Source organism: Streptomyces sp. NPDC028635, assembly GCF_040637635.1.
Classification (GTDB): Bacteria; Actinomycetota; Actinomycetes; order Streptomycetales; family Streptomycetaceae; genus Streptomyces.
Genome location: NZ_JBEZWX010000045.1, coordinates 12,784 through 31,548, shown reverse-complemented (window position 1 = coordinate 31,548; position 18,765 = coordinate 12,784). Strand labels below are relative to the sequence as shown.

At 71.9% G+C, this 18,765-nt stretch carries 18 protein-coding genes; 10 read left to right on the top strand and 8 right to left on the bottom strand.

The window, feature by feature from the left end; genetic code table 11:
* Nucleotides 1-22: 22 nt before the first annotated feature.
* On the top strand, nt 23-1,012 hold the full coding sequence (gene moaA / locus AB0E88_RS31270) for a GTP 3',8-cyclase MoaA (RefSeq protein ID WP_361637699.1): 990 nt from the start codon (nt 23-25) through the stop codon (nt 1,010-1,012).
* 25 nt (nt 1,013-1,037) lie between these two features.
* Here the strand turns inward: moaA and AB0E88_RS31265 are convergent, their stop codons facing one another.
* A complete protein-coding gene (locus tag AB0E88_RS31265) occupies nt 1,038-1,256 on the bottom strand; it encodes a hypothetical protein (RefSeq protein WP_361637654.1) in 219 nt (72 codons plus the stop codon).
* Between the two features lie 212 nt (nt 1,257-1,468).
* Nucleotides 1,469-1,870, bottom strand: coding sequence for a DUF3099 domain-containing protein (locus AB0E88_RS31260; protein ID WP_361637652.1), 402 nt, complete (start codon nt 1,868-1,870; stop codon nt 1,469-1,471).
* 213 nt (nt 1,871-2,083) lie between these two features.
* On the opposite strand from AB0E88_RS31260, the gene AB0E88_RS31255 reads away from it, so the two are divergent.
* A complete protein-coding gene (locus AB0E88_RS31255) occupies nt 2,084-2,368 on the top strand; it encodes a GlsB/YeaQ/YmgE family stress response membrane protein (RefSeq protein ID WP_361637650.1) in 285 nt (94 codons plus the stop codon).
* A gap of 49 nt (nt 2,369-2,417) precedes the next feature.
* Here AB0E88_RS31255 and tyrS read toward each other — a convergent pair whose 3' ends face one another.
* The 3 genes from tyrS to AB0E88_RS31240 form a co-directional block, all read right to left on the bottom strand.
* On the bottom strand, nt 2,418-3,686 hold the full coding sequence (gene tyrS / locus AB0E88_RS31250; protein ID WP_361637648.1) for a tyrosine--tRNA ligase: 1,269 nt from the start codon (nt 3,684-3,686) through the stop codon (nt 2,418-2,420).
* A gap of 91 nt (nt 3,687-3,777) precedes the next feature.
* Nucleotides 3,778-5,172, bottom strand: coding sequence for a metallopeptidase TldD-related protein (locus tag AB0E88_RS31245; RefSeq protein ID WP_361637646.1), 1,395 nt, complete (start codon nt 5,170-5,172; stop codon nt 3,778-3,780).
* Nucleotides 5,169-6,692 carry a TldD/PmbA family protein gene (locus tag AB0E88_RS31240; RefSeq protein WP_361637644.1) on the bottom strand — a complete coding sequence of 508 codons (1,524 nt, stop codon included), beginning with the start codon at nt 6,690-6,692 and terminating at the stop codon, nt 5,169-5,171. The genes AB0E88_RS31245 and AB0E88_RS31240 overlap by 4 nt, the downstream gene beginning before the upstream one ends.
* A gap of 255 nt (nt 6,693-6,947) precedes the next feature.
* Between AB0E88_RS31240 and fabG the strand changes: the two genes are divergently transcribed.
* The 3 genes from fabG to AB0E88_RS31225 all read left to right on the top strand — a co-directional run bounded on the left by fabG (nt 6,948) and on the right by AB0E88_RS31225 (nt 8,931).
* A complete protein-coding gene (fabG, locus tag AB0E88_RS31235; RefSeq protein ID WP_361637643.1) occupies nt 6,948-7,652 on the top strand; it encodes a 3-oxoacyl-[acyl-carrier-protein] reductase in 705 nt (234 codons plus the stop codon).
* Nucleotides 7,653-7,657: 5 nt separating this feature from the next.
* Nucleotides 7,658-8,425, top strand: coding sequence for an enoyl-ACP reductase FabI (gene fabI, locus AB0E88_RS31230; protein WP_361637641.1), 768 nt, complete (start codon nt 7,658-7,660; stop codon nt 8,423-8,425).
* Between the two features lie 164 nt (nt 8,426-8,589).
* Nucleotides 8,590-8,931: a hypothetical protein gene (locus tag AB0E88_RS31225; RefSeq protein WP_361637640.1), complete on the top strand. Its 342-nt coding sequence runs from the start codon at nt 8,590-8,592 to the stop codon at nt 8,929-8,931.
* A 42-nt stretch (nt 8,932-8,973) separates the two neighbouring features.
* On the opposite strand, the gene AB0E88_RS31220 is transcribed toward AB0E88_RS31225, so the two are convergent.
* Nucleotides 8,974-9,663, bottom strand: a complete 690-nt coding sequence (locus tag AB0E88_RS31220) for a FadR/GntR family transcriptional regulator (RefSeq protein WP_361637638.1) — start codon at nt 9,661-9,663, stop codon at nt 8,974-8,976.
* A 70-nt stretch (nt 9,664-9,733) separates the two neighbouring features.
* Between AB0E88_RS31220 and AB0E88_RS31215 the strand changes: the two genes are divergently transcribed.
* From AB0E88_RS31215 to AB0E88_RS31200, 4 genes are all read left to right on the top strand, one after another.
* A complete protein-coding gene (locus tag AB0E88_RS31215) occupies nt 9,734-11,059 on the top strand; it encodes an MFS transporter (protein ID WP_361637637.1) in 1,326 nt (441 codons plus the stop codon).
* Nucleotides 11,060-11,339: 280 nt separating this feature from the next.
* Complete coding sequence (locus AB0E88_RS31210) at nt 11,340-11,456, top strand: SGM_5486 family transporter-associated protein (protein ID WP_361637635.1); 117 nt, start codon at nt 11,340-11,342, stop codon at nt 11,454-11,456.
* 188 nt (nt 11,457-11,644) lie between these two features.
* Complete coding sequence (locus tag AB0E88_RS31205) at nt 11,645-11,851, top strand: hypothetical protein (protein ID WP_361637633.1); 207 nt, start codon at nt 11,645-11,647, stop codon at nt 11,849-11,851.
* 80 nt (nt 11,852-11,931) lie between these two features.
* On the top strand, nt 11,932-12,450 hold the full coding sequence (locus AB0E88_RS31200; protein WP_361637631.1) for a histidine phosphatase family protein: 519 nt from the start codon (nt 11,932-11,934) through the stop codon (nt 12,448-12,450).
* Nucleotides 12,451-12,525: 75 nt separating this feature from the next.
* On the opposite strand, the gene serB is transcribed toward AB0E88_RS31200, so the two are convergent.
* Together serB and AB0E88_RS31190 are read right to left on the bottom strand one after the other, a co-directional pair.
* A complete protein-coding gene (gene serB, locus AB0E88_RS31195; protein ID WP_361637630.1) occupies nt 12,526-13,767 on the bottom strand; it encodes a phosphoserine phosphatase SerB in 1,242 nt (413 codons plus the stop codon).
* A gap of 222 nt (nt 13,768-13,989) precedes the next feature.
* Entirely contained in the window at nt 13,990-15,978 is a 1,989-nt protein-coding gene (locus AB0E88_RS31190) for a streptophobe family protein (RefSeq protein WP_361637628.1), read from the bottom strand.
* A 239-nt stretch (nt 15,979-16,217) separates the two neighbouring features.
* Here AB0E88_RS31190 and AB0E88_RS31185 point away from each other — a divergent pair, with 239 nt between their 5' ends.
* Complete coding sequence (locus AB0E88_RS31185; protein ID WP_361637626.1) at nt 16,218-18,764, top strand: FHA domain-containing protein; 2,547 nt, start codon at nt 16,218-16,220, stop codon at nt 18,762-18,764.
* Nucleotide 18,765 lies beyond the last annotated feature (1 nt).

Here is an 18,765-nt window from a genome sequence, read left to right as displayed (position 1 = left end):
CGTGACGAGGGAGGGGGCCCACGTGCTCATCGACACCTACGGCCGGGTGGCCACCGACCTGAGGGTCTCGCTGACCGACCGCTGCAACCTGCGGTGCACCTACTGCATGCCCGAGGAGGGCCTGCAGTGGCTGGCCAAGCCGGACCTGCTCACCGACGACGAGATCGTCCGGCTGATCGACATCGCCGTCACCTCCCTCGGCATCACCGAGGTCCGCTTCACCGGCGGCGAGCCGCTGCTGCGCCCCGGCCTGGTCGGCATCGTCGAGCGTGTCGCCGCCCTCTCCCCGCGCCCGCAGATGTCCCTGACCACCAACGGCATCGGCCTCAAGCGCACCGCCGCCGCCCTGAAGGCGGCCGGCCTCGACCGGGTCAACGTCTCCCTGGACACCCTGCGCCCGGACGTCTTCAAGACCCTCACCCGCCGCGACCGGCACAAGGACGTCCTGGAAGGCCTCGACGCCGCCCGCGAGGCCGGACTGACCCCCGTCAAGGTCAACACCGTGCTGATGCCCGGCCTGAACGGCGACGAGGCCCCCGACCTGCTCGCCTGGGCCATCGAGCACGACTACGAGCTGCGGTTCATCGAGCAGATGCCGCTCGACGCCCAGCACGGCTGGAAGCGCGACGGCATGATCACCGCGGGGGACATCCTGACCTCGCTGCGCACCCGCTTCGAGCTGAGTGCCGAGGGCCAGGAGAAGCGCGGATCGGCCCCGGCCGAGCGCTGGGTCGTCGACGGCGGCCCGCACGTGGTGGGCGTCATCGCCTCCGTCACGCGCCCCTTCTGCGCCGCCTGCGACCGCACCCGCCTCACGGCCGACGGCCAGGTCCGCACCTGCCTGTTCGCCACGGAGGAGACGGACCTGCGCGCCGCCCTGCGCTCGGGCGCCCCCGACGAGGAGATCGCCCGCGTCTGGCGCCTGGCGATGTGGGGCAAGAAGGCCGGAGCGGGCCTGGACGACCCGAGCTTCATCCAGCCGGACCGCCCGATGTCGGCGATCGGGGGCTAGCCCCCGGCGCGGCACACCACGGGGCTCAGGCGCCCTCGGGCGCCTGCCACTCCTCGAACCTCACGACGTCCTTGAGGAAACCCCGCACCCCGAGGAACTGGGAGAGATGCTCCCGGTGCTCCTCGCACGCCAGCCACGTCTTGCGCCGCTCCGGCGTGTGGATCTTCGGGTTGTTCCACGCCAGCACCCACACGGCGTCGGCGCGGCAGCCCTTGGCGGAACAGATCGGGGTCTCGTCACTCACAGCTTCGTCTCACAGGAACAGGCGCACAAAAGGCGACGCCGAGCAGCCACGGGGGGAGCTGCCCGGCGTCGGTCCGTCGCTCCGACGGGGGATGCGGAGCGCGTACGCAGTATGTCACGACCCACTGGCCGCAGGGCAGCGGAACAACAGGATTGATCTGAGCTTTTCTTGAGGTTCGCGCACAGGCCGCGCACAACCGGCGCGCACCGCACTCACACCTGCGGCTCGGGCGGCTCCTTGACGGCCCGCTCGGCCCGTTCCGCTCCCGGTTCCGCGAAGCCCTCGCCGGACCGCTCGTCGTCCCGCGGGGGCGCGATCATCGTCCTCACCGGCGTCGTCAGGAACGTCGAGGGCAGCCCCGGCGCGTTCTCCCGCCCCGCGTTGGCGACCACCACCGCGATGTAGGGCAGCACCGCGCCCAGGACCAGCGCCGCGATCGCGACATAACGCTCCACGTTCCACAGGGAGACCGCGAGGATCACCGACAGGGTGCGGATCGTCATCGAGATGACGTACCGGCGCTGCCGACCGCGCACGTCCTCCTGCAGACCCGTGCGCGCCCCCGTGATCCGGAACACCTGGGTGTTGCCGCTGTCGTGCTGCAGCTTCCGCATCGAATTCCACCACCCGCCCGCTCGGACTCCCCCGGACATCCCGGACACGTCCACGGTACGCCGCCCCCACGCCGCCCACGAGACCGGGTCCCCGCCCTGAGGGGGGCGCGCGACCTGCGCCGTAGCGCGTACGGCGGTACCCGGCATGCGCCGTACGGCGTACGGCCCGAGACTCGTCGTAATGCTCATGTCGAGCGGGACGAGGAGGCAGCCATGGGCTGGTTGTGGGCGATCATCGTCGGATTCGTGCTGGGGCTGATCGCAAAGGCGATCATCCCGGGCAAGCAGCACAGCCCCCTGTGGCTGACGACCATCTTCGGCATGCTCGGCGCCATCGTCGGCAACGCCGTGGCCCGCGCCGCGGGCGTCGAGGCCACCTCGGGCATCGACTGGATGCGGCACCTGTTCCAGCTGGTCGCCGCGATCATCATCGTGGCCGTCGGCGACATGGCGTACATGGCCATGTGGGGGAACCGCAGGCAGCGTCAGCGGGCCTGAACGGGCCCGGCCCCGCACCCCTCGAAGGATGCGGGGCCCGGCACCGCGCTCACGCTCCGGTGACCTCGACGGCGGCCAGGTTCTTCTTGCCGCGCCGCAGTACCAGCCAGCGCCCGTGCAGCAGGTCCTCCGTGGCGGGGACCGCGTCCTCGGCGGTGACCTTCACGTTGTTCACGTAGGCGCCGCCCTCCTTGACCGTGCGCCGGCCGGCCGACTTGCTGGGCACGAGGCCGACCTCGGCGAACAGGTCGACCACCGAGGCCGGCTCGGCGACCCGCACATGCGGCACCTCGGACAGTGCCGCGGCCAGCGTGCGCTCGTCGAGGTCGGCGAGCTCGCCGTGGCCGAACAGCGCCTTGGACGCGGCGATCACGGCGGCCGTCTGGTCGGCGCCGTGCACCAGCGTCGTCAGCTCCTCGGCCAGCGCCCGCTGCGCCGCACGGGCCTGCGGACGCTCCTCGGTCTGCTTCTCCAGCTCCTCGAGCTCCTCGCGGGACTTGAAGGACAGGATGCGCAGGTACCGCGAGATGTCCCGGTCGTCCACGTTCAGCCAGAACTGGTAGAACGCGTACGGCGTCGTCATCTCCGGGTCGAGCCAGACTGCGCCGCCCTCGGTCTTGCCGAACTTGGTGCCGTCCGCCTTGGTCATCAGCGGCGTCGCCAGCGCGTGCGCCGTGGCGTCGGGCTCCAGCCGGTGGATCAGGTCCAGGCCGGCCGTGAGGTTGCCCCACTGGTCGCTGCCGCCCTGCTGGAGCGTGCAGCCGTAGCGTCGGTAGAGCTGCAGGAAGTCCATGCCCTGCAGGATCTGGTAGCTGAACTCGGTGTAGCTGATGCCCTGGTCGGACTCCAGGCGACGGGCCACGGAATCCTTGGTCAGCATCTTGTTGACGCGGAAGTGCTTGCCGATGTCCCGCAGGAACTCGATCGCGGACAGGCCCGCGGTCCAGTCGAGGTTGTTCACCATGACCGCGGCGTTCTCGCCCTCGAAGGACAGGAACGGCTCGATCTGGCGGCGCAGCTTGTCCACCCAGCCGGCGACCGTCTCCGGGTCGTTCAGCGTGCGCTCGGCGGTCGGCCGCGGGTCACCGATCAGGCCCGTCGCGCCGCCGACCAGCGCCAGCGGCCGGTGGCCGGCCTGCTGGAGCCGGCGCACGGTGAGCACCTGCACCAGGTGCCCCACGTGCAGTGACGGCGCGGTCGGGTCGAAGCCGCAATAGAACGTGACGGGACCGTCCGCGAGAGCCTTGCGCAATGCGTCCTCGTCGGTGGACAGGGCGAACAGCCCACGCCACTTCAGCTCGTCGACGATGTCCGTCACGGTGGTATGTCTCCTCGAACGAAGGAAAAACGAAGGATCAGGATCCCCCGAAGGACGGGGTCCCCCCAGTCTATGGGGGGCCACCGACACCTCAGACGCCCTGGCTGACCGAGCTCATGTTGAAGTCCGGCACCCGCAGGGCAGGCATCGCAGCCCTAGTGAACCAGTCGCTCCACTCCCGCGGCAGCGTCTTTTCCGTACGCCCCGCCTCGGTGGCCCGCCCGAGCAGGCCCACCGGCGACTCGTTGAACCGGAAGTTGTTCACCTCGCCCGTCACCTCGCCGTTCTCCACCAGGTAGACGCCGTCCCGGGTCAGACCGGTCAGCAGCAGCGTCGCCGGGTCGACCTCGCGGATGTACCACAGGCAGGTCAGCAGCAGCCCGCGCTCCGTACCCGCGACCATCTCCTCGAGGGAGCGGTCCGCACCGCCGTCCAGGATCAGGTTGTCCGCGCCCGGCGCGACCGGCAGACCGGTCAGGCCCGCGCTGTACCGGCTGGTGGCCAGATGCCTCAGCTCACCCCGGCTGATCCACTCGGTGTCCGCCACCGGCAGACCGTTGTCGAACACCGACTGGTCCCCGCCCGAGGAGTGCGCGATCACGAACGGCGCCGACTCAAGGCCGGGCGCGTGCGGGTCGCTGCGCAGGGTCAGCGGCAGGTCGGTGAGCCGCTCGCCCACGCGCGTGCCGCCGCCCGGCCTGGAGAACACCGTCCGGCCCTCGGCCGCGTCCCGTGCCGACGCCGACCACAGCTGGTAGATCAGCAGGTCCGCCACGGCGGTCGGCGGCAGCAGCGTCTCGTACCGCCCGGCGGGCAGCTCCACACGCCGCTCCGCCCAGCCCAGGCGCACGGCCAGCTCGGCGTCCAGCGCCGCCGGGTCGACGTCCTTGAAGTCCCGCGTGGCGCGGCCCGCCCACGCGGAGCGGGTGCGGTCGGGCGACTTGGCGTTCAGCTCCAGCGTGCCGGTCGGCTGGTCGTGCCGCAGCCGCAGCCCCGTCGAGGTGCCCAGGTACGTCGAGACCAGCTCGTGGTTGGCGAAGCCGTAGAGTTCCCGCCCGCCCGCACGCGCGCGTGCGAACGCCTCGCCCAGTGCCGGGGCGAAGTCCCCGAAGACGGCCGAGGAGGTCTCGGCGGGCGGCTCGGCGAAGTCGGCGGATTGCGGCACCCCGGTCACCAGCGGCTGCGCGTCCTCGGCCGGGCCCGCGCCGCGCGCGGCGGCCTCGGCGGCCCGCACCAGCGGCTCCAGCTCGTCTGCGGTCACCGCGGACCGGGAGACCACGCCGGACGCCGTGCCCTCCTTGCCGTCGACGGTCGCGATCACGGTGAGGGTGCGCCCGCGGGTGACGCCGTTGGTGGTGAGCGCGTTCCCGGCCCAGCGCAGGTTCGCGGTGGACCGCTCGTCGGCGATGACCACGCAGCCGTCGGCCCGGGACAGCTGAAGGGCCCGCTCGACGATCTCGTGCGGCTTGTTCGTCGCGGCGCTCATCGACCTGCCTCCTGCGTGGTGTTCAGAATGTTGACGCCCTTGAACAGGGCGGAAGGGCAGCCGTGGGAGACCGCCGCGACCTGCCCCGGCTGGGCCTTGCCGCAGTTGAACGCACCGCCGAGGACATACGTCTGCGGGCCGCCGACGGCCGCCATGGAGCCCCAGAAGTCCGTGGTCGTGGCCTGGTACGCCACGTCCCGCAGCTGCCCGGTGATCCGCCCGTTCTCGATCCTGAAGAACCGCTGACCGGTGAACTGGAAGTTGTAGCGCTGCATGTCGATCGACCACGACCGGTCCCCGACGACGTAGATCCCGCGGTCCACCGACCCGATGAGACCCTCCGTGGACATCCCCGCCGGGTCCGGCTGGAGCGACACGTTGGCCATGCGCTGCACCGGCACATGCGCGGGGGAGTCGGCGTAGGCGCACCCGTTGGACCGCTCGAACCCGGTGAGCTTCGCGATCCGCCGGTCCAGCTGGTAGCCCACCAGTGTCCCGTCCTTCACCAGGTCCCAGGACTGCGCCGCGACGCCCTCGTCGTCGTAGCCGATCGTGGCGAGCCCGTGCTCGGCGGTGCGGTCGCCGGTGACGTTCATCAGTTCCGAGCCGTACCTGAGCTTGCCGAGCTGGTCGAAGGTGGCGAAGGAGGTGCCGGCGTAGGCGGCCTCGTAGCCGAGCGCGCGGTCCAGCTCCGTGGCGTGCCCGATGGACTCGTGGATGGTCAGCCACAGGTTCGACGGGTCGACGACCAGGTCGTACAGCCCCGGCTCGACGCTCGGCGCGCGCATCTTCTCCGCGAGCAGCTCCGGGATCTCGGCGAGCTCCGTGTCCCAGTCCCAGCCGGTGCCGGTCAGATACTCCCAGCCGCGCCCCGCGGGCGGCGCGAGGGTGCGCATCGACTCGAACTCGCCGCTGGAGTCGTCCACCGAGACCGCGGTGAGCACCGGATGCAGCCGCACCCGCTGCTGGGTGGTCACGGTGCCCGCGGTGTCGGCGTAGAACTTGTTCTCGTGGACCGTGAGCAGCGAGGCGTCGACGTGGTCCACCCCGTCCGCGTCCAGCAGCCGCCGGCTCCACTCGGTCAGCAGCCCGGCCTTCTCCTCGTCCGGCACCGAGAACGGATCGATCTCATAGGCCGAGATCCACGTCCTGTCGGCGTGCACGGGCTCACCGGCCAGCTCCACCCGCTCGTCCGACCCCGCGGCCCTGATGACCTGCGCGGACAGTTTGGCCATGGCCACCGCCTGGGAGGCGACCCTGGCGGCGGCGTCCATCGTCAGGTCCACGCCCGAGGCGAACCCCCACGTTCCGCCGTGCACGACCCGCACCGCGTACCCGAGGTCGGTGGTGTCGGACGATCCGGCCGGCCTGGCGTCGCGCAGGCGCCAGGACGCGCTGCGCACCCGCTCCAGCCGGAAGTCGGCGTGCTCGGCCCCGAGCGCACGCGCGCGTGCGAGCGCGGCGTCGGCGAGGGCGCGCAGGGGGAGTGCCGTGAAGGCTTCGTCGATCGTATGAGGCACCGAGGTCTCTCCTGTCGTCGTGACCTGTCGTCGTGACCTGTGCTTGCCCGATCATGTCGCGCCCGCCCGGCCGCGGACCACAGGTTTGCGGCTGACGTGCGTCGCTTTCTGTAGGGACCCCACAGTCAGTTCCGTATGCCGCTGTCGGTGCCCGAATGTCCGCGCGCCCGGGCGGACCGATAGGTTTTCCGGGAAGCCGCCTGTCATCCAGCTGTCCGGGCGGGTGTGTCCGACCGTAATCGAAAGGGTGATCCGTTGAGCCGCTCGGTTCTCGTCACCGGAGGCAACCGGGGCATCGGCCTCGCCATCGCCCGCGCGTTCGCCGACGCCGGCGACAAGGTCGCCATCACGTACCGCTCGGGGGAGCCGCCGGCCGGCTTCCTCGCCGTCAAGTGCGACATCACCGACCCCGAGCAGGTGGAGCAGGCCTACAAGGAGATCGAGGCCGAGCACGGTCCGGTCGAGGTGCTCATCGCCAACGCCGGCGTCACCAAGGACCAGCTCCTGATGCGCATGTCCGAGGAGGACTTCACCTCGGTCATCGACACCAACCTCACCGGCACCTTCCGGGTCGTCAAGCGCGCCAACCGCGGCATGCTGCGCGCCAAGAAGGGCCGGGTCGTCCTGATCTCCTCGGTCGTCGGGCTGCTCGGCTCGGCGGGGCAGGCCAACTACGCCGCCTCCAAGGCCGCCCTGGTCGGCTTCGCGCGCTCCCTCGCCCGTGAGCTGGGTTCGCGCAACATCACCTTCAACGTCGTCGCGCCCGGTTTCGTCGACACCGACATGACCAAGACGCTCACCGACGAGCAGCGCAAGAACATCGTGGCGCAGGTGCCGCTCGGCCGTTACGCGCAGCCGGACGAGATCGCCGCGACGGTGCGGTTCCTCGCCTCGGACGACGCCTCGTACATCACTGGAGCCGTCATTCCCGTTGACGGCGGACTGGGAATGGGTCACTGATCACCATGAGCGGAATCCTCGAGGGCAAGCGCGTCCTGATCAGCGGTGTGCTGATGGAGTCCTCCATCGCCTTCCACGCCGCGAAGCTGGCTCAGGAGCAGGGCGCCGAGATCATCCTGACCGCGTTCCCGCGGCCCACGCTGACCGAGCGCATCGCCAAGAAGCTCCCCAAGCCCACCAAGGTCATCGAGCTCGACGTCACCAACGACGAGCACCTCGGTCGCCTCGCCGACGTCGTCGGCGAGGAGCTGGGCGGCCTCGACGGCGTCGTGCACTCCATCGGCTTCGCGCCGCAGGACGCGCTCGGCGGCAACTTCCTGAACACGCCGTTCGAGTCCGTCGCCACCGCGATGCACGTCTCGGCGTACTCCCTGAAGTCGCTGACCATGGCCTGCCTGCCGCTGATGCAGAACGGCGGCTCGGTCGTCGGTCTCACCTTCGACGCGCAGTTCGCCTGGCCGCAGTACGACTGGATGGGCCCGGCCAAGGCCGCCCTGGAGGCCACCAGCCGTTACATCGCGCGCGACCTGGGCAAGCAGAACATCCGCTGCAACCTCATCTCCGCGGGCCCGCTCGGCTCGATGGCCGCCAAGTCCATCCCGGGCTTCGGCGACCTGGCCGCCGTGTGGGACACCCGCTCCCCGCTGGAGTGGGACCTGAAGGACCCGGAGCCGGCCGGCCGCGGCATCGTCGCGCTGCTGAGCGACTGGTTCCCGAAGACCACCGGCGAGATCATCCACGTGGACGGCGGTCTGCACGCCATCGGCGCCTGATCACCGCCGACCCCGGTCACGACCGGCCGTGAAGGGCCCGCACCCCCTGGGTGCGGGCCTTTTCCGCGTCACCCGTTCGGCTCACCGGCCGGGCGGACGGCGCCGCTCACCACGCACGCTGGAAGGGCACCGCCCCGCAGCCGTACGGCCGAGGAGGTCTGCTTGTGCGCCTGTTCCGCAGCCTCGCCCCAGTGACCGTCGCCGCCGTCGTCGTCCTCTGCCTTCCGTACGACGCGCTGCCCTACGGGCGTGCGGCGCGCCCGGCCGCCGAGCAGCCCTTCGGCGCCGAGTGCCGCACGACCGTCCATGGCTCCGAGGTCGTCGCCTGGTGCCACAACCCCTATGTGGACACCGATCGTGTCGCTCTGCACATCGAGTGCGCCCGATGGTGGGACCTCGACACCGACTCCGCCCCGGTGGCCGCCGGACCGGCGACGACGGTACGGCTGACCGGGCGCTGCTGGAAGGAGGTCGAGGCGGTGTGGATCAGCCACGACAAGGGGTGAGCGGGGCGGACGACGGGGGCGGCCGCCTTCCGGCGGCGCGGGTCAGGCGCCAGGCGGCGTGAACCGGCCCGGGCGGCACAGGAACGGGTAGCTCGCGGCCTCCACGGCGGCCGTCTCGGCGTCGCCGTCGCGCAGCGCGTCGAGCAGCCGCCGGTGGTCCATGTGCGTCTCCGGGGTCAGCTGACCGCCGACGTCCTCGCGCAGCCAGTCCCGCAGCACCTCGCCCAGGTCGGCGTAGAGCGCCTTCAGCACGTCGTTGTGGGACGCCGAGACCACCGCGAGGTGGAAGGTGGCGTCCGCCGTCACGAACGCCTCCGCGTCCCCCGACTCCCACGCCTCCTCGCGCCGCAGCAGCAGCGCGTCCAGCTGCTTGAGGTCCTTCTCCGTGCGCCGGTGCGCGGCGAGCCGGGCCGCGCTCGACTCCAGCGTGGAGCGCAGCTCGGCGACGTGCTGGGGGTCCGCGTCGGCGAACCGGCGGTGCATCACACCGGCCAGCTCACTGGTCGCGACCACATAGGTGCCGGAGCCCTGGCGGATGTCCAGCAGGCCGTTGTGCGCGAGGGCGCGCACGGCCTCGCGGACGGTGTTGCGGGCCACACCGAGCTGCTCGACCAGCTCGGGTTCGGTCGGGATGCGGGAACCGACCGGCCACTCGCCGGAGGTGATCTGGTTGCGCAGCTCGGCGATGACCTGCTCGGACAGCACCGAACGTCGGGGATGGCTCAGGGGCATGGGACACCTTCGCACGCGCGCGGCCGGGGCCGGCCGCCCGGGAATGGACAACCAATCATCCCATGATTCTATGATGGGTGGCATGGCTAGTGAGGAAACCCGGACGATGACGACCCCGACCCAGCCCGAGGCGAGCAGGAAGACCGGCGGTGCCGCCCCGCGCACGTGGGCGACGCGCCTGGTCGTGATCGGCATCATGCTGTCCGCGCTCAACCTCCGCCCCGCCATCACCAGCCTCGGCGCCCTCCTGGAGGAGGTGCGCGACGGGCTCGGGATGAGCGGCAGCGTGGCCGGCCTGCTCACCTCCGTGCCGTCGCTGTGCTTCGCCGTGTTCGGGGTGACGGCCCCCCGGCTCGCCCGCCGCTTCGGCCCCGCCGCCGTCGTGTGCGCGGGCATGGCCGCCATAGCCGTCGGCCTGGCCGTACGGCCGTACGCCGGGAGCACGGGCGGCTTCCTCGCGGCCAGCGCCCTCGCCCTGATGGGCATCGCCGTCAGCAACGTGCTCATGCCGGTCATCGTCAAGCACTGGTTCCCCGACCGGGTGGGTTCCATGACCGGCCTGTACTCGATGTTCCTCGCGTGCGGCACCTCGATCGCCGCCGCCACCACCGTGCCGGTGACCCGCGCCCTGGGCGGCGACTGGCAGTCCGGCCTCGTGGTGTGGGCCGTCCTGGCCGCCGCGGCCGTGGTGCCCTGGCTGCCGGTCCTGCGGGAACGCGGCACCGCCGATCCCGCCCCGTCGCGGCGGAGTGCCACCGCCGCCTCACGGCACGGCGGCCCGGCCGAGGAGGCGGCGCCCGCGCTGCGCATCACGCGCAGCCGCACCGCCTGGGCGCTCGCCGCCTTCTTCGGCCTCCAGGCCACCGCCGCCTACATCACGATGGGCTGGATGGCGCAGATCTTCCGTGACTCGGGGGTCTCCGCGGGCACCGCCGGCGTGCTCCTCGCCGTCACGATGGCGATGGGCGTGCCCCTCGCCTTCGTCATCCCGCGACTGGCCACCCGCCTGCCCCAGCAGGGCCCCATCGTGCTCGCCCTCGGCGCCTGCGGCCTCGCCGGATACGCCGGCCTGTACTTCGCGCCGGCCGCCGGCGCCTGGGCCTGGGCGCTGCTGCTCGGCATCTCCAACTGCTCCTTCCCGCTCGCGCTGACCATGGTCGGCATGCGCGCGAAGACGGGCGCGGGCGTGGCCCAGCTGTCGGCGTTCGCCCAGAGCACCGGTTACCTGATCTCGATCCCCGGACCGCTGCTGGTCGGCGTGCTGTACCAGAGCAGCGGCGGCTGGGGCCTGCCGATCGCCCTGATGGCCGCGCTGATGGTGCCGCAGATGGCCGTGGGCTTCCTCGCCGGACGCGACCGCACGGTGGAGGACGAGGCGGCTGCTTCCGCGAGGTGACTGCGTCCGGCGGGTGAAGGTGTCCGCGAGGTGACTGCGTCCGGTGGGTGAAGGTGTCCGCGAGGTGACTGCGTCCGGTGGGTGAAGGTGTCCGCGAGGTGACTGCGTCCGGTGGGTGAAGGTGTCCGCGAGGTGACTGCGTCCGGCGGGTGAAGGTGTCCGCGGGGGACAGCGTCCGGTGGGTGAAGGTGCCCGCCGGGTGACAGCGTCCGGTGGGTGACGGGGGGCTTCGGTGGACCCCGGAGCCGGGCGTTCCGGGCCGGGGTGCGAGACTGGCGCCATGCCCGTGCTCGAGCCGAACCCCCAGAACGGCCAGAAGAAGATGCTCATCGTCTTCGGCTCGTTCCTCGCCATCTTCGTGATCATCGCCGTCATCGCGACGATCGCCTCCCCGTGAACCCTCACTGATCTCCGCCCCGGCCGACGGTGGGGCTACCCCCACCGTCCCCTAGGGGGCCAGGGTCAGGGTCAAGTGGGTGGATCACCGGATGGGCCGCGGCCCGCGGCTTCCGTAGCGTCGAGACGTGGCCGCCGAACGGCGGATCACGACCGTTCACGGCACGCTCGACGACCGCGGAGGCACCCATGTCGGCCCGTTCGCACACCCCGCCCCACCCGGCGACCACGGGCGGCGTCCAGACCCGGCTGCCCTGGTGGGCCCTCGCTCTGCCCGCCCTCGCCTTCGTCACCCTGTTCGTGCTGATACTGAACCCGACGGACGCGCAGGCGGGCACCGGCGAGCCGGCGATCACCCAGCTGTTCCAGCACCTTCAGGCGCTCGTCGGGCGCTGAGGGGTGCCCAGGACTCCCATGGAGGGAAGGCCGGTCAACTCCCTGCGCCCCATGGCCTGTTTCATGCGAAGCTGGGACGCATGAGCGTCGCAGAACCCCGCAGGATCGTCCTCTTCCGGCATGCGAAAGCCGACTGGCCCCCCGTGCCCGACCATGAGCGGCCGCTCGCCGAACGGGGCCGCAAGGACGCCGTCGAAGCCGGACGCAGGCTGGCCGACACCGGCATCCCCTTCGACCTGACCCTGTGCTCCACCTCGACCCGCACCCGCGAGACCTGGAAGCTCGCCGCCCACGAGTTCCCGCACCGGCCGAAAACGGTCTACGAGGAGCGGATCTACGAGGCCTCCCCGGGTGAACTGATCGCCCTGCTCAACGAGACCCCGGACGACGTGCGCAGTCTGCTGCTCATCGGCCACAACCCGGGCGTCCAGGGCCTCGCCGAGGTCCTGGCCGGCGCGGCCGAGGAGGAAGCACGCGCGAGCATGAACCGACGCGGTTTCCCGGCCGCGGCCTTCGCCGCGCTCACCTTCGACGCCCCCTGGAAGTCCCTGGAGCCGGGCGTGGCCACGCTGGCCGACTACTGGGCGCCCTCCGACTGACGACCCCACCCCCGCGGCCCGACGCACAGGGGCCCGGCACCCTCGCGGTGCCGGGCCCCTGGCATGTCCGTCGCTCTACTCCCCGGCGACCGTGTCCGCCGCCTCGACCTCTTCACGGGTGATCCCCAGCAGATACAGCACCGTGTCCAGGAACGGCACGTTCACCGCGGTGTGCGCGGCCTCCCGTACCACCGGCTTGGCGTTGAAGGCCACGCCGAGCCCGGCCGCGTTCAGCATGTCCAGGTCGTTGGCGCCATCACCGATCGCCACCGTCTGCGACAGCGGTACGCCCGCCTCCGCGGCGAACCGGCGCAGCAGCCGCGCCTTGCCTGCCCGGTCGACGATCTCGCCGGTGACCCGGCCGGTCAGCTTGCCGTCGACGATCTCCAGCGTGTTGGCCTGGGCGAAGTCGAGGCCGAGGCGTTCCTTCAGGTCGTCGGTCACCTGGGTGAAGCCACCGGAGACCACGCCGACCTGGTAGCCGAGTCGTTTCAGCGTCCTGATCAGCGTGCGCGCGCCCGGCGTCAGCCGCACCTCGCTGCGCACCTTGTCCACCACGGACGCGTCCAGGCCCTCCAGCAGGGCCACGCGCGCGTGCAGCGACTGTTCGAAGTCCAGTTCCCCGCGCATCGCGGCCGCGGTCACCTCGGCGACCTTGTCCTCGCAGCCGGCGTGCGCGGCGAAGAGCTCGATGACCTCGTCCTGGATCAGCGTGGAGTCCACGTCCATCACCACGAGCCGCTGCGCCCTGCGGTGCAGACCGGCCGCGACGACCGCGACATCGACACCCAGTGCCGCCGCGTCCGTCACCAGGGCGGTCCGCAGCGGCTCGGTCGCCACGCCGGACACGGCGAACTCGACCGCGGTGACGGGGTACTTGGCCAGGCGGAAGATACGGTCGATGTTGCCGCCGGCCTTGGTGATCTTCGCGGCGATGGCGGCGGTGGCCTCGGCGGTGAGCGGGTGGCCCAGCACGGTGACCAGGGAGCGGCCGAGCCCGCGCGGACGGTTGTCGCCGTGGCCGGAGATGATCTCGGCCTGCATCTTCATCGACTCGGCCCAGCTGTGCACGGTCGCCCGCAGGTCACCCTCCAGGCCCTGCGGGGGCTGGGTCACGAGCGCGCACAGCACGATCCGGCCACGGGTGACGACCTGCTCGATGTCGACCACGTCGACGGAGTAGGCGGCGAGGGTGTCGAAGAGTCCCGCCGTGATGCCCGGCCGGTCCTTGCCGAAGATCTTGACGAGGAGGGTGGGGACGTCCGAGTACTCGGTGGTCTCGGGAGTCCCGGGGGTCGAGGTCTGCGAAGCGCTCATGGTGTTCCCACCGTATCCGGCACCGAGTGCCCTGCGCCCTCGAGGTCCGCCTGGCGGACACGGAACACTCGACGACACTCGGGTGACGCCGGGTCGACGGGGAGGAGTCCGGCCCGGTGCGGCGGGGTCCCCCGCCGGGGCGGCGCGCGGGGGCGCGCGGGGAGGCGTACGCGGGCGCGTCCCCCGCTGACACGCCGTCCCGCACCCGCCGGGTCCCGCGGCTCAGCGCGGCCTCTTGGGCCCGCGCGGCGGGGGAGCGGGCGGTGGCGGTGGCGGAGGCGGCACCTCGTCGGGCCAGGACGGCGACCGCCGGCCCTTCCGAGGCGGCGCGAGCGGACCGACGACAGTCGGAGCGCCGTACACGTCCGCCCCCGGCCCGGCACGCTCCGGCCCTCCGCGCTCCGGCCCTTGACCTTCCGGCCCTCCGCGCTCCGGCCCTTGACCTTCCGGCCCTCCGCGCTCCGGCCCTTGACCTTCCGGCCCTCCACGCTCCGGCCCCTCGCGCCCCGGCTCCGCGGCCGGCCGTGCGTCCTCCGGTTCCGTTCGGGGCTCCGAGACCCGGAGATAGGGGTTCGTGTCCGGGTTCGGCGGCCGGTACGGGGTCCTCGGGGCATACGGCCCCGACGGCTCGGCCGGCCTGTACGGCGCCGGGGCCACGGCAGGCTCTCCGGCCCCGTCGATCCCGTCGATCCCGTCGCCACCGTCAGCCCCGTCGGCACGGCGGGCCCCGTCCGGCCACTCCGGGCCGGCCCCGGGCGCCCCCCATGCCTTCACCGCCCCGTCATCAGCGCCGTCGGCCCCCTCGGCCCCCGCGAACTCCCACGTCACAGCCCGTGCCCCGGCCTTCCCCGCCGCGTACGCCAGCAACCCCCCGGCAGCCCCCGCCCCCGCGCCCCACACAGCCCCCAGCAGCAAGGCCGGGCCCCACCGCTCGTGCAGTTCGAGCGCGGCGCCGAAGGCGTCGAAGCCGAGGACGGACACCGACGCGTCGGCCGACAGCCCCGTCAGCCACCCGAGCAGCACCAGGGCCGGCGCGGTCACGGCGGCCAGCCCCGCCGCGCACCGCCCGGCGCAAGCCGTGGCCCGGAGCTCCGCGCCGCCCGCCGGCAGCCGTACCGCCGTCAGCACTCCCGCGAGCAGCATCAGCAGGGCCGCGCCCAGCGCCAGGAGCCACACCCGGCCGTCCAGCTCGGCGAGCCGGGTGAGCGTCAGCGGCCGGTCGGCGCCGGAGCCCAGGAGGTCGTCCACGGGGTCCGGCAGAACCCGGGACAGGACTCCGCTCGCCCGGCCGTCCCACGGGACGAACAGGCCGAGGGGCACGCCGAGCCAGACCCCGTTGGGCGCGCCGAGCAGCGCCGCGCCGGCGATCCGCCGGGGATGGGCGTCGCCGATCGCCGCGTACGCCGCTGCCGCGAGCCCGGCGGCCACCGCCACGAGCAGCACCGTCACCAGCGCGGAAGCAGCCGGCCGTATCACCCGGTGGACGGCTTCCCAGCCGCGCGGCAGGGGAGTGCGCCGTGAGGCCAGCAGCGCGACGAGCAGCACGCCGGCCGCCCAGCCCAGCGCGCCGAGCAGCGTCGGCACCGCGTCGACCCTGAACCCCACGGTCGCCTTGGCGCCGGCCAGGTCGCCGATCCGGTCCGGCAGCGACCCGCCGATGTCCCCGACGTCACCGAGCCCGGGGATCTCCAGCCCACCGCCGCCACCGGCACCGCCCGGCAACCGGGCCGGCCCCGGCGCGCCCCCGTCGATCGTCACCACGTCGTGCCCTGCCCAGGCCGGCAGGCCCATCACGCCGGTGAACAGGACGAGCACCGTGCCGACCCGCGCGAGGAGTTCGGCCGGTGCGACGACAACCCCGGCCGTCCGCAGGGACCGCAGGAAGAACCACGACAGGAGCAGGGCGCCGACCAGGCTCACCCCCAGTGGCGTGATCTCGATGGCGGTGTGGGCTTCGGCGCCCTGGACTCCGAACGCGGACACCTTCCCGGACGGGTCGACCGCCCCACCCGCCCCGAGCGCCACCATCGCCGCGGTCATCGGCCCCAACGAGCCCGCCGTGTCCGCCCCGAGGAGATGCAGACCGAGCGCGGCGGTGGCCGCCATACCGGCGAGCGCCCAGCTCACGGCGGCGATCGAGGACAACAGGACGTCGGTCCAGGGCACTTCGGCGCCGGACCGCGCGTCCCCGGTCCTCGCAGCTGAGCCCATGGCAGACCCCCCGATCCGCGCCGCGGCTTGCGCCGTGCTTGTCCCCCTCGCGGGGGATTACCACTCTCCGGCCCGGTTTCCACCCCGTCAACGGAAACGGCGCAGACGCTCGTGAGCGCTCTTCACAAGGCCCGACTTTCGGTCAGGGGGCCGCTACTGAAATAGTTCCCCCCGATGTTCGACATCCCTAGACTCCCTGCGACGGGGGTAACTCGGGGGACAACTCAGTGGGGCATGGAGTGCCGGAACTCGTACTGGAATCAAACGGACGTACCTGGACGCTCGATCCATCCAGGTCATACACCCTCGGACGCGATCCGCAGGGCGACATCGTCTTCGACGACGCCAGGGTCTCCTGGCGTCACGCCACGGTCAGTTTCAACGGCCGCAGTTGGGCGATCGAAGACCACGGCAGCACCAACGGCACGTTCGTGCAGGGCCAGCGGATCCACCATCTGGAACTCGCCGCCGGCACGGCGGTGAACCTGGGCAACGCCACCGACGGCCCGCTGCTGAAGCTCTCCGGCGCGGGCGCCGCGGTGGCCCAGCCCCAGCAGCCGTACGCCGCGCAGGCCGCCAACCCGGCCTGGGGCCAGCCGCAGACGCCGCAGGCCGACTGGCAGCAGACGCCCCAGCCGCAGACCGCGCAGCCGCAGGCCCCGCAGGCCGAGTGGCAGCAGCAGTCCGCCCCGGGCATCCCGCAGCAGCAGGGCCCGGCGCAGCACACGCCCGGCGGTGGCGCGGGGGCGCCGCCGGTCTACGGCGACCGCAGCCCGACCACCTTCCACCAGTTCTCCCTCGGCCGCGTGATGCGCATCGGCCGTGCCCTGGAGAACGAGCTGGTCGTGTCCGACCTGCAGGTCTCCCGGCACCACGCGGAGTTCCACGCCACGCCCGACGGGCGCATGGAGATCCGCGACCTCGGCTCGCACAACGGCACGTACGTCAACGGCCAGCCGATCCCCAAGGGCGGCTCGCAGCTGCTCGGCCCGACCGACATCGTCGGTGTCGGCCACTCGACGTTCCGGATCGTCGGCGACCGGCTCGAGGAGTTCGTGGACACCGGTGAGGTGTCCTTCTCCGCCCGCCACCTGACCGTCACGGTCGACGGCGGCAAGCAGATCCTCAAGGACGTCTCCTTCGGCGTCCCCGAGAAGTCGCTGATCGCGGTCATCGGCCCGTCCGGTTCCGGCAAGTCCACGCTGCTGAAGGCGCTGACCGGCTACCGGCCCGCCGACCAGGGCGAGGTCCTGTACGACAACCGCAACCTCTACAAGCAGTTCGCCGAGCTGCGCCAGCGCATCGGTCTGGTCCCGCAGGACGACATCCTGCACAAGGAGCTGACCGTCAAGAAGGCGCTGAAGTACGCGGCGAAGCTGCGCTTCCCGGCGGACACCACGGGCGCCGAGCGTGACGCCCGGATCGACGAGGTGCTGCGCGAGCTCAAGCTCGACATCCACAAGGACAAGAAGGTCACGTCCCTCTCCGGTGGCCAGCGCAAGCGCGTCTCGGTCGCCCTGGAGCTGCTGACCAAGCCGTCGCTGATCTTCCTCGACGAGCCGACCTCGGGTCTCGACCCGGGCATGGACCGCGATGTGATGCAGCTGCTGCGCGGTCTCGCCGACGACGGCCGCACCGTCCTCGTGGTCACCCACTCGGTGGCCGAGCTGGCACTGTGTGACAAGCTCCTGGTGATGGCGCCGGGCGGCTCGGTCGCCTACTTCGGCCCGCCGGAGGAGGCGCTGAACTTCTTCGGCTACGACACCTGGGCCGACGTCTTCTCCGCCTTCGAGAACTACCGCGACTACGACTGGGCGGGCCGCTGGAAGGGCTCCCAGCACTACCAGATGTACGCCGCGGACATCGACGCCGTCGCCCCGCAGGCCGTACAGCTCCCGCCGATGCAGGCGATGAAGCCGCCGAAGCCGCAGGGCTGGCTGTCGCAGTGGGTCACGCTGGTGCGCCGCTACGTCTCGGTGATCGTCTCCGACAAGGGCTTCCTCGCCCTGATGGTGATCCTGCCGGCCGTCCTCGGCGCGGTGAGCCTGCTCATCGACCACGACCGCGGCCTGCTGCCGAACCCGGTCAACCCGCAGACCGGCCGGATCATCCCGAACGGCACGGCGACCACGGTCCTGCTGATCCTCGCGGTCGGCGCCTGCTTCGCCGGCGCCGCCAACTCCGTCCGTGAGCTGATCAAGGAACGGGTGATCTACGAGCGGGAGCGCGCGACCGGCCTGTCCCGGTCGGCGTATCTGATGTCGAAGGTCTTCGTGCTCGGCCTGATCACCGTGGGCCAGGGCCTGCTGGTCGGTGTGATCGGCTTCGCCAGCCGGGAGATCCCCTCGCAGGGCCTGGTCCTCGGCGGCGCCACGCTGGTCGAGCTGTCCCTGCCGATCATGGCGCTGGGCTTCACCTCGATGATGTTCGGCCTGATCATCTCCTCGCTGGTGAAGACCGCCGAGAAGACGATGCCGCTGCTGGTGATGTTCGCGATCATCCAGGTGGTCTTCACCGGCTGCCTGTTCAGCCTGCACGGCTCGATCGGCGTCAACGAGTTCTCGTACCTGATGCCGTCGCGCTGGGCGGTGGCCGCCGCCGGTGCCACGCTGGACTTCAACAAGATCAGCCCGCCGGAGAAGGCCGGCGAGACCGACCCGCTGTGGGACCACACGGTCGGCGCCTGGGGCCTGGACATGGTCGCGCTGATCGCGCTCGGCGTGGTCTGCGGCTTCTTCGTGGCGCGCTTCCTGCGCCGCCACGAGCCCGAGGTCATGCGCAAGTAGG

Bases quoted from the DNA above. Each gene is read 5' to 3' on its own strand.
- AB0E88_RS31215 (WP_361637637.1), top strand. From the start codon at position 9,734: ATGATGGGTGGCATGGCTAGTGAGGAAACCCGGACGATGACGACCCCG.
- serB (WP_361637630.1), bottom strand. From the start codon at position 13,767: ATGAGCGCTTCGCAGACCTCGACCCCCGGGACTCCCGAGACCACCGAG.
- AB0E88_RS31205 (WP_361637633.1), top strand. From the start codon at position 11,645: ATGTCGGCCCGTTCGCACACCCCGCCCCACCCGGCGACCACGGGCGGC.
- AB0E88_RS31220 (WP_361637638.1), bottom strand. From the start codon at position 9,663: ATGCCCCTGAGCCATCCCCGACGTTCGGTGCTGTCCGAGCAGGTCATC.
- AB0E88_RS31190 (WP_361637628.1), bottom strand. From the start codon at position 15,978: ATGGGCTCAGCTGCGAGGACCGGGGACGCGCGGTCCGGCGCCGAAGTG.
- AB0E88_RS31200 (WP_361637631.1), top strand. From the start codon at position 11,932: ATGAGCGTCGCAGAACCCCGCAGGATCGTCCTCTTCCGGCATGCGAAA.
- AB0E88_RS31245 (WP_361637646.1), bottom strand. From the start codon at position 5,172: ATGAGCGCCGCGACGAACAAGCCGCACGAGATCGTCGAGCGGGCCCTT.
- AB0E88_RS31255 (WP_361637650.1), top strand. From the start codon at position 2,084: ATGGGCTGGTTGTGGGCGATCATCGTCGGATTCGTGCTGGGGCTGATC.
- AB0E88_RS31210 (WP_361637635.1), top strand. From the start codon at position 11,340: ATGCCCGTGCTCGAGCCGAACCCCCAGAACGGCCAGAAGAAGATGCTC.
- AB0E88_RS31260 (WP_361637652.1), bottom strand. From the start codon at position 1,870: ATGCGGAAGCTGCAGCACGACAGCGGCAACACCCAGGTGTTCCGGATC.
- fabI (WP_361637641.1), top strand. From the start codon at position 7,658: ATGAGCGGAATCCTCGAGGGCAAGCGCGTCCTGATCAGCGGTGTGCTG.